12 protein-coding genes are annotated in these 11691 nt (G+C 63.8%); all 12 read left to right on the top strand.

The genetic code is table 11. The features are described 5' to 3' along the window. Positions 1-83 precede the first annotated feature (83 nt). The 12 genes from DWY95_RS06430 (at position 84) to DWY95_RS06485 (ending at position 11641) form a co-directional block, all read left to right on the top strand. Positions 84-308, top strand: coding sequence for a DUF1653 domain-containing protein (locus DWY95_RS06430; protein ID WP_097792363.1), 225 nt, complete (start codon positions 84-86; stop codon positions 306-308). A 4-nt stretch (positions 309-312) separates the two neighbouring features. Continuing rightward, entirely contained in the window at positions 313-1071 is a 759-nt protein-coding gene (locus DWY95_RS06435) for a formate dehydrogenase accessory sulfurtransferase FdhD (RefSeq protein WP_118552834.1), read from the top strand. 170 nt (positions 1072-1241) lie between these two features. Next, entirely contained in the window at positions 1242-2150 is a 909-nt protein-coding gene (locus DWY95_RS06440; RefSeq protein WP_118552835.1) for an FMN-binding protein, read from the top strand. Positions 2151-2171: 21 nt separating this feature from the next. Next, positions 2172-2816 (top strand): ferredoxin-like protein, encoded by a 645-nt coding sequence (locus tag DWY95_RS06445; RefSeq protein WP_118552836.1) that lies wholly within the window; start codon positions 2172-2174, stop codon positions 2814-2816. A 12-nt stretch (positions 2817-2828) separates the two neighbouring features. Next, on the top strand, positions 2829-4985 hold the full coding sequence (locus tag DWY95_RS06450; protein WP_118552837.1) for an aldehyde ferredoxin oxidoreductase N-terminal domain-containing protein: 2157 nt from the start codon (positions 2829-2831) through the stop codon (positions 4983-4985). Positions 4986-5012: 27 nt separating this feature from the next. Further along, positions 5013-5951, top strand: a complete 939-nt coding sequence (locus DWY95_RS06455; protein ID WP_118552838.1) for a hypothetical protein — start codon at positions 5013-5015, stop codon at positions 5949-5951. Positions 5952-6399: 448 nt separating this feature from the next. Further along, on the top strand, positions 6400-7638 hold the full coding sequence (gene glp, locus DWY95_RS06460; RefSeq protein WP_118552839.1) for a gephyrin-like molybdotransferase Glp: 1239 nt from the start codon (positions 6400-6402) through the stop codon (positions 7636-7638). Further along, positions 7628-8146, top strand: a complete 519-nt coding sequence (mobB, locus tag DWY95_RS06465; RefSeq protein WP_118552840.1) for a molybdopterin-guanine dinucleotide biosynthesis protein B — start codon at positions 7628-7630, stop codon at positions 8144-8146. The genes glp and mobB overlap by 11 nt, the downstream gene beginning before the upstream one ends. A gap of 19 nt (positions 8147-8165) precedes the next feature. Then, complete coding sequence (locus DWY95_RS06470) at positions 8166-9185, top strand: molybdopterin-binding protein (RefSeq protein ID WP_118552841.1); 1020 nt, start codon at positions 8166-8168, stop codon at positions 9183-9185. 45 nt (positions 9186-9230) lie between these two features. Continuing rightward, entirely contained in the window at positions 9231-9734 is a 504-nt protein-coding gene (moaC, locus tag DWY95_RS06475) for a cyclic pyranopterin monophosphate synthase MoaC (protein WP_097792354.1), read from the top strand. After that, on the top strand, positions 9727-10707 hold the full coding sequence (moaA, locus tag DWY95_RS06480; RefSeq protein ID WP_118552842.1) for a GTP 3',8-cyclase MoaA: 981 nt from the start codon (positions 9727-9729) through the stop codon (positions 10705-10707). The genes moaC and moaA overlap by 8 nt, the downstream gene beginning before the upstream one ends. Position 10708: 1 nt before the next feature. After that, a complete protein-coding gene (locus DWY95_RS06485; protein WP_118552843.1) occupies positions 10709-11641 on the top strand; it encodes an MOSC domain-containing protein in 933 nt (310 codons plus the stop codon). Positions 11642-11691 lie beyond the last annotated feature (50 nt).

Below are 11691 nucleotides of genomic sequence, written 5' to 3' on the forward strand. Positions count from 1 at the left end.
AATTTGAGGCGATTTTTCTGGCATCTTTTCAGCGGAGCGGAATCATGATACAATAAGAAAAACATCAGCAGGAGGAAAACGGGATGGAATTCCATTATGAGATCAGGCCCGGCCGCTACCGGCATTTCAAGGGCCGGGAATACGAAGTGCTGGGCATGGCACACCACAGCGAGACCGAAGAAGAACTGGTGGTCTACCGCACCCTCTATGGAGACCACGACCTCTGGGTGCGCCCGGCGGCTATGTGGTGCGAGACCGTGGAGCGGGACGGCAGAGTCCAGCCCCGCTTTGCCTACATCGGGGAGTGAGCGGATGAAGATCGTAGACCGTTTTGGGAGCCGGCCGGGGGCCGAGCTGGTCCGCCTGCCGCGGGGCGGGGAACGGCTGCTGGCCGTCGAACACGCCGCAGCCCTCCTCGTCAACGAGCAGACGGCGTTCCGGGTGGTGTGCACCCCGGAGCTTCTGCCGCAGCTGGCGCTGGGCCGCCTGCTGACCGAAGGGTGGATCGCCTCCGCCGACGAGGTCGAGCAGGTGGCCGTCTGCGCCGAGGGACTCAAGGTCAGCGTCCACCTGACCCACCCGCTGGCCGCGGCCCCCGCCGCCGGGCAGGAGGTGCCGAGCTGCTGCACCGACAACCTGACCGTGGCCTCTCCGGTGGCCCTTCGTCCGCTGGCCCCGGTGCCGCAGTTGGAAGTGCCGGAGGCCTGGGTCGGGATGCTGGCCGCAGCCATGGGCGGGGAACTGCCGCTCTACCGCGCCACCCGCGCCGTGCACAGCTGTTTTCTGCTGCGGGCGGGCCGCATCCTGTACCAGTGCGAGGATCTGGGCCGTCACAATGCGCTCGACAAAGCCGTCGGCTGCGCACTGGCGGACGGAGTGCCGCTGGGGGAGTGCGTCCTTTACACCAGCGGCCGGGTGCCGGTGGATATGGTGCGCAAGGCCATCCGCGCCGGTGTTCCCGCCCTTGTCAGCAAGACGATGCCCACCGTTCAGTCGGTGGAGCTGGCGGAAGAATACGGATTGAGGCTGTTCATCCAAAAGAAGAACGAATTTCACGCAAGAATTCCGTGAAGATTCCATAAAAATCTGGAAAATCCAGCGGGTATGCGTTGACTAACCTGTGCGGATGATGTTATTCTTATAACGAAGATACCGCTCGGCACTGTTGCAGCAGGCTGAGCGGCTGTTTTTCGTGCATGGAAGCTCTCCGTGCATGACGATAAGAATAGGCAGGTGAAACAATGAAGCAGGCAAATCATGCGCCGCAGCCGTTGTGGCGCAGACGGCTGCCGGGCTATGCCGCCATGGGCGCGGCCACACTGGCAATGGCGCTGGGTCTGCATGGGTTGATGAGTGCCCGCACCACGGTGGCAGGCACCCTTCTGCCCCTGGCAGATGCCGACGCCGCTACCTATGGCATCCGCGCGGTGTACCAGCTGGACGAGAACACCTATTATGTGGTGGGCGCCCAGAAGGGCTTCCAGAGCGACGTAGAGGCAGGCGTGACCCTTGACAGCACGGGCAATGTGCAGAGCGTTGCCATCCTGGCGCAGGGCGAGACCGACACCCTCGGTGGCCAGTGCGTAGACCCGGAGTTCACGTCCCAGTACCAGGGCGCAGCTCCTTTCGCGCTGGCAGGCAAGGCTTACACGGTGACCGACCCGGCCACCGGCACGAGCTATGCCGCCGCAGGCAGCAGCGAAACAGAAGCCCCCGCAGAGGATTTTGACCCGGCCAACTGGAGGGTCAGCGATGCTTCCCCGGAGGCCGAGGCCACCCGTAAGATGTACGAGGCGGGCCTCACGCTCTCGGCTCTGAACGGCCAGCCGCTGGACGACGAGCTGGCACCTCCGCTGGATTCCAGCGCTGAGGCTGTGGCACGCCGCAAGCTCTATGCGGCAGGCCTGAGCAAGAGCGCACAGGACGGCGAGGACCAGGCATCGCCCTTTGCAGATTGGTCGGCAGAAAAACAGGCGGCCTACCGTCTGGAACAGGCCGAACTGACGACTTCCGGTGAGGACGCCGGTGCCGCCAGCGCCGACCTGACCGAGGTGGATGCACTGACGGGTGCAACGATCACCTCGACCGCCGTGACGAACATCGTCAACAACAGTTATTTCTATGTGACCGAAGTGCTCAGCGCAGAGTAACTTCACGGAGGAATGGAACCTATGGCAAAAACCGATTTCCTGACAGCGGATATGACCCGCCGTCAATTCATGAAAATTTCGGGCAAAAGCCTTGCAGGGCTGAGCCTTTCCGCATCCATGCTGTCGCTGTTCGGCTGCTCGCAGCAGCAGGTCGATGCCGGCGCAGTGGCGACCTGGGCGCTGCCCCAGGGCCTGCTGGTCGTCAACGCAGACCTGTGCACCGGCTGCCAGCGCTGCGAGATCAACTGCACCCTGACCAACGACGGCGTCTGCTCTTCCTACATCAGCCGCGTCAAGATCCAGCGCCGCCTCAATCTGGATGGCGCCGGCAACGGCCTGCTCTCCGGCACGGACAACTGCTGGGTCTACTTCCCGGACACCTGCCGCCAGTGTGAGGACCCTGCCTGCGGCAACGCCTGCCCGCAGAAGGCCATCACCACCAACGATCAGGGCATCCGCGTCGTGGATACCGACAAGTGCATCGGCTGCGGTGCCTGCCACGAGGCCTGCCCCTGGCACATGCCCACCGTCAACCCGGAGACCGGCAAGTCGTCCAAGTGCATCGCCTGCGGTGCCTGCGTCGCAGGCTGCCCGTCCGGCGCTCTGTCCATCGTGGATTGGGACGCCGTCACCAGCGCAGCACAGGCTGCCTACATGGACCTGTAAGGAGGAAAAACAATGGCTGAATCTTATGGCTGGGCAGGCAAGCTCCTGCGTGTCAATCTGACCACCGGCGAGATCACGACGGAGGATGACACCCAATACCATAAATACATCGGCGGTATGGGCATGGCCTACCGCATCATGTACGACGAGGCTCCCATGGACCTCGACCCCTATGACGAAAAGGCACTGGTCATCTTCGGTGTCGGCCCTCTGACCGGCTCCGGTGTGCCCTGCTCCGGCCGCATGAACGTGACCTTCCGTTCCACCTGGTCCAAGGGCAAGTCCATCATTGACGGCCACATGGGCGGCCACATCGGCCCCATGCTGAAGTATGCCGGCTACGACGGCATCATCATCAGCGGCATCTCCGAAAAGCCCGTCTACCTGCGCATCGAGGACGGCGACGTCTCTCTGGAGGATGCCAGCGCGATCTGGGGCAAGGGCACCTTTGCCTCCAACAAGTGGCTGATCGAGCAGAACGGCCGCGAGTTCGAGTCCGCCTCCATCGGCCCTGCCGGTGAGAACCTGGTGGACTACTCCACCCTGAACACCAGCTTCGGCAACTCTGCCGGTGCAGGCCTGGGCGCTGCGCTGGGCAACAAGAAGCTCAAGGGCCTGGTCATCCGCGGCACCGGCAGTGTCAAGGTCGCAGACCCCAAGAAGGTGCTGGAACTGTCCAACTACATGATGGGCAACCTGATCGGCGGCAACAACAACCACAACGTGCCCGCACAGCCCCAGAGCTGGGCGGAGTACAGCGCCACCTCCGGCAAGAACCGCTGGTCCGGCGCACCCGGCCGCATGTGGAAAAAGGCCCCCGGCGGCCCCGTGGACACCGGCGAGCAGCCCTACAACGACATCAACAAGGTGGCGCTGCGCTGCTTCAAGGGCTACTTTGACTTCGGCGCACCGGCTGCGGAGTACACCGTGAAGAACGGCGGCTGCTCTTCCTGCCCCATCCGCTGCTACACCGAGTACGATGTGGACCCGCTGGCCGATTACGACCTGCCCACCCACAACTCCAACACCTGCATGCCCGTGCTGTACGGCACCCGCGTGTACCCGGACGGCGTCCATGACTTCAAGTACGAGGGCGATGGCACCATGGTCATCAATCTGGCCTGGGCTCACGCTGTGGACGATATGGGCCTGTGGGACAACTACGGCAACCTGAACCGCGATCTGCTGTGGATCCTGCGGATGCCCCGCGAGGAGGCCACCAAGTACATCAGCGAGGAAGAGTACGATTCGCTGCCCTGGTCCTGGGAGAAGGCCGGTGACCCCCGCTGGGAGGTCGAGCTCATCCGCCGCATGGCCTACGGCGAGGGCGACCTGTCGGTCATCGCTAAGGGTACGCTGGCTATGATGGAAAAGTTCGGCCTGCCCAAGAGCTGGCTGGACCGCGACGATGGTGCAACCAACTCCAACCTGATCTACAACGGCTTCCCCAACCACCACGGCCCTGCTGAGGCATGGCAGGTGGGTATGCTGTACAACCTCGTTTACAACCGTGACTGCATGATCCACGAGATCGTCTGCGAGACCGGTTCCGGCGCTCCGTATGAAGTGACCAAGAAGGTCATGGAAGACTTCTTCGGCGAGGGCTGCTACGATAAGGCCAAGGCCTACACTCCCATCAACGAGAACAAGGCTAAGCTGGCGGCTTACTGCGTCAACGACAAGAACTTCCACGACTCTGCCACCCTCTGCAACTGGATGTGGCCCATGACCCAGTCTCCCTCCAAGGAGCGCAACTACCACGGCGACCTCGACCTGCAGGCGGATTTCATGACCGCTGTGACCGGCGAGACCTACACCCAGGCAGGCCTGCAGGAGGCTGGCGAGCGCATCACCCAGATGCTCCGCGCCATGACCGCCATCAGCTTCCAGAACAACTGCGGCAGTGCAAACCTGCGCCAGGAGCACGATGCGATCTGCGACTGGGTCTTCGACAAGGAGCCGGATTTCAAGGCATTCGAGGCCGGCACCACCAAGCTGGACCGCGCGGATATGGAAAAGGCCAAGGATCTGTTCTACAATATCTTTGGCTGGGATCTGACCACCGGTGTGCCCACCCGCGAGACGCTGGAGAAGTTCGACCTGGCCGATATGGCCGACGACCTCGAAAAGCGCGGCATTTATGCCCAGACCACCGAGGCCGCTGAGTAAAATTCCACAGAAACGAGGAAATTTGCCATGTTGTTTGGCAGACGCAAACCCGGCTATACCACCACTGTGGATGGCGCAGCCGACCCCGAACAGGTCGTGCTGGATCTACAGAAGGCGGAGATGGCCGCAAAGAAAAAGCCCAAGGCGGAGGTGTTCAGCATCGACGCCGCCAGCGAGACCGCCCGCCGCCTGAAAGAGACGGGCAGCACGTTCGATGGCAGCGCCGCCAAGGCGGGCGAGGACGTGATGGCTGTGGTGGAGCGCGAGACCAGCGAGCTGGCTGCAAAGCAGCAGGCAGCCGAGGCCGCGCCCGAAGCTGCGGAGGCCCCCGCTGTGCCGGAAGGCACCGACGCGGCCGACGCCAAGCCGGAGCTGCTGGACTTTCTGGCTGCTGCCCCCGATGCGGAGAACGACCCCTACGCAGACCAGCCCACCAAAACGGCTCCGGAACTGCCGGAGCTGACCCCGGCGCAGCAGCTGGCAGGGTACATCCGCTCCCGCTCGGCGGCCGCTCTGGTCACGGCACATGCCCAGCTGACCTCGGAGGTGGAAAACGCCGACGAGCTGCTGGCCCAGATGCCGCAGGACCCCCAGTGTGAGGACATCGTCTCCCGCACCGGTGCCAAGGACACTTACTACTATTCCAGCGCCAACATGAGCGATAACTACGCGATGATCGCGCAGCTCATCGAGGACCGGGACCTGTGTGTGATGTTCGCGGAGATGGTGCGGTTCAATGCCCGCATCTACCCCAGCGCCACCCCGCTGCGCTACTTCCAGCGCTCCCCCTACGGCCTTGCGCCGGACGAGATCGAGCAGACCTGGAAGACCATGCAGGGCAGGCCGGAGTTTGCGGACATCGAGGAGCTGACCAACAACCAGAACGAGCGGTTCCTCTTTTCCACCCAGTATCTCACCCGCCGCTACGCCAAAGCCATCAGCGACGTGGATGAGTTCTGCGATTAAACATTCCAGATCAAAACTAAATAGGGTATAAGAGCTTCTTTGAGCAAAGGCGTCTAAACCCGCAGGGCACTGACGCCGCGCCGCAATGCTAAGGGCCTGCATCGCAGACCGGCATTCAAGGGTGGCAGGGGAAACCCGGCCGCCTTCCCGCAGAAGAAACGCTGCAATTTGAAAAAAAGAACTCCTCCCATCGACCCGACACCGGGGCCTGCCCTGCGCACGGCTGCTGCAACAGCCCGCGCGGAGCGAGCCCCGCCCGGCACAGCTGTCTGCAAACAGCCGCGTGGGGTGTGCGTCGTGTTTTCTGCGGGGGCGTTTTGATTTTCGGTCAAGACGTCCCCGCATTTTTTACCTGCCGTTTGAAAACGATGGAACCCACAAGGGGGCATGCTGTCCGGGCCATAGCGGACGGCGGCTCTCTGCGGGATAAAATGGAGGATATCTTTCGATGAAACAGCCTTTTTGTGCGCCTGCCGAGGCGCTGCGCCGTGTGCTGGATGCCGCGGCGGCACTGCCCCGGCCTGCGGTCGAGAATGTCGGGCTGGACGAGGCCTGCGGACGGATCGCCGCTGCGCCGCTCTGCGCCCGGATGGACCAACCCCCCTTTGACCGGAGCCCGCTGGACGGTTACGCGCTGCACAGCGCCGACACTGCCGGGGCCGGGGAGATGACCCCCAAAGCCCTGCCGGTGGTGATGAAGCTCTATGCCGGGGATGCCCCCACGGCAGAACTGCCTGTCGGCTGCGCGGCCCGCATCATGACCGGTGCGCCGCTGCCCGCCGGGGCCGACTGCGTCCTGATGCAGGAGCAGACCGACGGCGGGGAAGAGACCGTGCGCATCTACGCCGAACTTTCCCACAACGCGAACGTGGTCTTCCGGGGTGAGGACATCGCCGCCGGAGCGCTGGTCGCCGAAGCGGGCACGGTGCTCACGCCTGCCCACCTTGGTGTGCTGGCCGGGCAGGGTTATGCCGAAGTGCCGGTGTACAAGCCGCTCACCATCGGTGTGCTGGCCACCGGCAGCGAGCTTCTGGCCCCCGGAGAGTCTTGGGTGCCCGGCAAGATCTACGACGCCAACGGCATCCAGAATGCGGCCCGCCTGCGCCAGCTGGGATTCGTCGTCCGCCGCCGCCACTGCTCGGACGACCCGGCCCGCATCGCCGCCGAGCTGGAAGAATTGCTCACCGGGTGCGATGCCGTCATCACCAGCGGCGGCGTGTCGGTCGGGCAGAAGGATTATCTGCCCGTAGTGCTGGAAATGCTGGGTACCCGGAGCATTTTTGCGGGGGTCGCCCAGAAGCCCGGCAGCCCGATGCTGGCCGCAGAGGTCGAAGGAAAACTCGTGTTCTGCCTGTCGGGCAACCCCTTTGCCGCTGCAGCCACTCTGGAACAATACGCCGTTCCGGCCCTGCTGCGGGCCGCCGGGCGGCAGGAGGAAGCCTGCATCCTGCCCCGCACCCGCCGCACCCTGACCACCGGCTTTTCCAAGCCCAGCAAGGGGAACCGCTACCTGCGGGCCAGAGCGTCGGGCAGCACCGTTGCCATCCCCGGCGAGGGCAACACCGAGGCCCATTCGTCCGGCAGCCTGTCGGCCATGATCGGCTGCAATTCTTTGGTGGAGCTGCCTGCTGGCAGCGGCCCGGTGGAGCCGGGCGAGGAAGTGGAGGTGCTTTCCTTTGTATACTGAACGCAAAGAGGCTCTGGCCGCAGAGCTGAGCCTGAAACACCCGGCGGTGCTTGCCGTCAGCGGGGTGCACAACAGCGGCAAGACCACCCTTTTGGAAAAGCTCATCCCGCTGCTGCGGGCGCGGGGGCTGAAGGTGGGCGTCATCAAACACGACGGCCACGATTTCACCCCCGATGTCCCCGGCACCGACAGCTTCCGCCTGCGCGAAGCCGGAGCCGAGGGCGTGGCTGTCTTTTCCGGGCAGCGCTATCTGCTCACGGAAGCGTTCCGCCTCACCGAGCAGGATCTGCTGGCCCTGTTCGAGCGCCATGGCTATGATCTGGTGCTGATGGAGGGCTTCAAGGAGAGCGGCTGGCCCAAGATCGAAGTCGTGCGCAGCGCCATCTCCAATGAGCCGGCCTCCTTTGAGCCGCTGGCCGTCGTGGGCGATGTGCCGGGCGCGGATTTTGCACTGGATGAGCCGGAGGCACTGGCCGACTGGATCGCAGCCCAGATGCCCTCGCTGTGAGGAAGAGAGGAAAGCAATTATGAAATTGATCCGTACCGAAGACGCTGCAGGGCAGGTGCTCTGCCACGATATCACCCAGATCCTTCCGGGCGAGTTCAAAGGCCCCCGCTTCCGCAAGGGCCACATCGTCCAGCCGGAGGATATCCCTGTGCTGCTGAGCATCGGCAAGGAGAACCTGTACGTCTGGGAAAAGACGCCCGGCATCCTCCATGAGGACGAAGCCGCCGCGCTGCTCTATCGGGCCGCTGCGGGCAGGAACATCCACGGCACCGAGCCGAAGGAGGGCAAGATCGAGCTGATCGCCGACTGCGACGGCCTGCTCAAGATCGACCGTGCCGCTTTGTTGGCGGTCAACCGCACCCCGCAGATGATGATCGCCACCATCCACGGCGACATGCCGGTGAAAAAAGGAGCCAAACTGGCCGGTACCCGCATCATCCCGCTGGTCATCGAGCAGGAAAAGATGGACGCCATGCAGAAAGCAGCGGGGGACAAGCCCATCCTGAACGTCCTGCCCTTCCACCAGAAGAAGTTTGCGGTCATCACCACGGGCAGCGAGGTCTTCAAGGGCCGCATCGAGGATAAATTCACCCCCATCCTGGAACGCAAGCTGGCGGAATACGGCTGCGAGATGGTCTTCCACAAGGTCTGCGACGACGACCCGGCGGGCATTACGGCGGCCATTCTGGAAGCAAAGGCGGCGGGCTGCGAGCTGATCTTCACCACCGGCGGCATGAGCGTGGACCCCGACGACCGCACCCCGCTGGCCATCCGAAACACCGGGGCTGACATCATCTGCTACGGTGCGCCGGTGCTGCCCGGTGCCATGTTCCTGGTCAGCTATCTGGACGGTGTGCCTGTCTGCGGCCTGCCGGGCTGCGTGATGTACGCCAAGCGGACCATTTTCGATCTGCTGCTGCCCCGTCTGCTGGCCGATGACCCCATCACCGCCGAGGACATCGCCCGCCTGGGGGAGGGCGGCCTCTGCCTGGGCTGCGGCACCTGCACCTGGCCCAACTGTGGGTTCGGGCACTGCTGAGCCAGCTCCGTTGTGAAAGGCTACACGAAGGATAACGTGAATTTTATGAATACAACAGAAAATAAACTGACCCATTTCGATGCCGAGGGCAATGCGGTGATGGTGGACGTGAGCGGCAAGCCTGTCACCTCCCGCGAGGCAACGGCCCACGGCATCATTACCATGAACGAAGACGCCTTTGCCGCCGTGCAGAACGGCACGGTGAAGAAAGGCGATGTGCTGGGTGTGGCCCGCGTGGCTGGCATCATGGCCACCAAGCGCACCAGCGAGCTGATCCCGCTGTGCCATCCGCTGCCGCTGACCAAGGTGCAGATCGAGTTCGAACTGCTGCCGGAGCGCCGGGCGGTGGAGGCCCGCTGCACCGTCAAGACCAGCGGCGTCACCGGCGTGGAGATGGAGGCCCTGACCGGTGTTTCCACCGCGCTGCTGACCATCTACGATATGTGCAAGGCTGTGGATAAGGGGATGGAGCTGGGCGAGATCCATCTGGAAAAGAAGAGCGGCGGCAAGAGCGGCCTGTACATCCGGGCGGAGGGCGGCTATGTTTGATGCAAAAGGCCGCACGATCCACTATCTGCGCCTCTCGGTCACTGACCTGTGCAACCTGCGCTGCCGCTACTGTATGCCGGACGGTGTGGAGAAACTGGAACGGGAAGATATCCTGACGTACGAAGAATTTCTCCGCCTTGCCGCACTGTTTGCGCAGTGCGGGGTGGATACGGTCCGCGTCACCGGCGGCGAGCCGCTGGTGCGCAAAGGCGTGGACCATCTGGTGGCGCAGTTGAAAGCCATCCCCGGCATCCGCCGTGTCACCATGACCACCAATGGGGTGCTGCTGGCGCAGCAGTTGCCCGCCCTGCTTGCCGCCGGGCTGGACAGCGTGAACATCAGTCTGGACACCCTTTCACCGGAAGTGTTCGCCCGCATCACCGCGCGGGACGCCTTTGCGGACGTGATGGCGGGCATCCGGGCCGCGCTGGAAAGCGGCCTGCCCGTCAAGCTGAACTGCGTGCCGCAGGTGGGCGTCAACGAGGGAGAGCTGGAATCGCTGGCCGCTCTGGCGGAGACAAAGCCTTTGCAGGTGCGCTTCATCGAGATGATGCCCATCGGCTATGGGGCCGCAATGCCCTGCATCTCCGGGCCGGACCTGCTGGCCCGCTTCCGGAAGCGCTGGCCGGAGCTGGCCCCGCTTTCCCGTCAGGAAACGGCAGGCATCGGCGACGGCCCGGCAGTCTACTACACCGCGCCGGGCTGGCAGGGGAGCGTGGGCTTCATTGCGGCCGTGCACGGCAAGTTCTGCGCTTCCTGCAACCGGGTCCGGCTTACGAGCCAGGGCTTTCTGCGCCCCTGCCTTGCCAGCGAGGCGGGCTGCGACCTGAAAACGCTCCTGCGCAGCGGCGCGTCGGACGAAGCGCTGCTCAGCGCCATCCGCACCACCATCTGGGAAAAGCCCCAGGAGCACCACTTTGAATTGAAACAGGATGTCCCGGCTACGCGCGGGATGTATCGGATCGGAGGATAATATGGGAAAGATCCTGGCCATTTGCACCAGCCCGAAGCGCGGCACCGTCAAGACCGAGGTGCCCGAAGCCACCCTAACCCCGGAATGGGGCATTGAGACCGATGCCCACGGCGGACACTGGCACCGTCAGGTCAGCCTGCTCAGCGCCGAAAAGATCGAGAACTTCCGCAAGAAGATCTGGGTCGATTACGGTGCCTTTGGCGAAAATCTCGTTGTGGAGGGGTTCGATTTCCGCAATCTGCCCGTCACCAGCCGCTTTCAGGTCGGTGAGGTCGTGCTGGAGATGACCCAGATCGGCAAGGAATGCCACAACGACTGCGTCATCAAACAGCAGACCGGCGAGTGCATCATGCCCCACGAGGGCGTGTTCGCCCGTGTGCTCCACGGCGGCACTCTCCATGTGGGCGATGAGATGATCCTGCTGCCCCCGGAAGAAGACCCGCCGCTGCGCGCAGCCGTCATCACCCTGTCGGACAAAGGCGCCCGCGGCGAGCGGGAGGACAAGAGCGGCCCGCTCATCGTGGAGATGCTGACCGCCGCCGGGTACAAAGTGGAGGAGACCATGATCCTGCCCGATGAGGCCAAGGCACTGAAGGCCCAGCTCATCCGGTTGGCCGACGGCCGACAGGTGAACCTGATCTTGACCACCGGCGGCACCGGCTTCTCCCCGCGCGACATCACCCCGGAGGCTACCTATGCCGTGGCCACCCGCAGCGCCCCCGGCATCGCCGAGGCTATGCGGTACCACAGCCTGAGCATCACCCCGCGTGGGATGCTCAGCCGCGCAGCCAGCGTCCTGCGCGGCAAGACCCTCATCGTCAATCTGCCGGGCAGCCCCAAGGCCGTGCAGGAGAATCTGGAGTACATCCTGCCCAGCCTCGAACACGGCATCCGCATCGCTGCCGGGCTGGACGGCGAGTGTGCCCGGAAGTAATGCGGCCTTTACAGCCCCGCCCGGCGGGAGACGCTGTAAACGATAACTCT

Source organism: Faecalibacterium sp. AF28-13AC (assembly GCF_003478405.1).
In the GTDB taxonomy this organism is placed as follows: Bacteria; Bacillota; Clostridia; order Oscillospirales; family Ruminococcaceae; genus Faecalibacterium; species Faecalibacterium prausnitzii_E.

What these genes read in the sequence shown, in the direction of transcription:
- DWY95_RS06430 (WP_097792363.1), top strand. Translation starts at nt 84, where the DNA reads ATGGAATTCCATTATGAGATCAGGCCCGGCCGCTACCGGCATTTCAAG.
- DWY95_RS06435 (WP_118552834.1), top strand. Translation starts at nt 313, where the DNA reads ATGAAGATCGTAGACCGTTTTGGGAGCCGGCCGGGGGCCGAGCTGGTC.
- DWY95_RS06440 (WP_118552835.1), top strand. Translation starts at nt 1,242, where the DNA reads ATGAAGCAGGCAAATCATGCGCCGCAGCCGTTGTGGCGCAGACGGCTG.
- DWY95_RS06445 (WP_118552836.1), top strand. Translation starts at nt 2,172, where the DNA reads ATGGCAAAAACCGATTTCCTGACAGCGGATATGACCCGCCGTCAATTC.
- DWY95_RS06450 (WP_118552837.1), top strand. Translation starts at nt 2,829, where the DNA reads ATGGCTGAATCTTATGGCTGGGCAGGCAAGCTCCTGCGTGTCAATCTG.
- DWY95_RS06455 (WP_118552838.1), top strand. Translation starts at nt 5,013, where the DNA reads ATGTTGTTTGGCAGACGCAAACCCGGCTATACCACCACTGTGGATGGC.
- glp (WP_118552839.1), top strand. Translation starts at nt 6,400, where the DNA reads ATGAAACAGCCTTTTTGTGCGCCTGCCGAGGCGCTGCGCCGTGTGCTG.
- DWY95_RS06470 (WP_118552841.1), top strand. Translation starts at nt 8,166, where the DNA reads ATGAAATTGATCCGTACCGAAGACGCTGCAGGGCAGGTGCTCTGCCAC.
- moaC (WP_097792354.1), top strand. Translation starts at nt 9,231, where the DNA reads ATGAATACAACAGAAAATAAACTGACCCATTTCGATGCCGAGGGCAAT.
- moaA (WP_118552842.1), top strand. Translation starts at nt 9,727, where the DNA reads ATGTTTGATGCAAAAGGCCGCACGATCCACTATCTGCGCCTCTCGGTC.
- DWY95_RS06485 (WP_118552843.1), top strand. Translation starts at nt 10,709, where the DNA reads ATGGGAAAGATCCTGGCCATTTGCACCAGCCCGAAGCGCGGCACCGTC.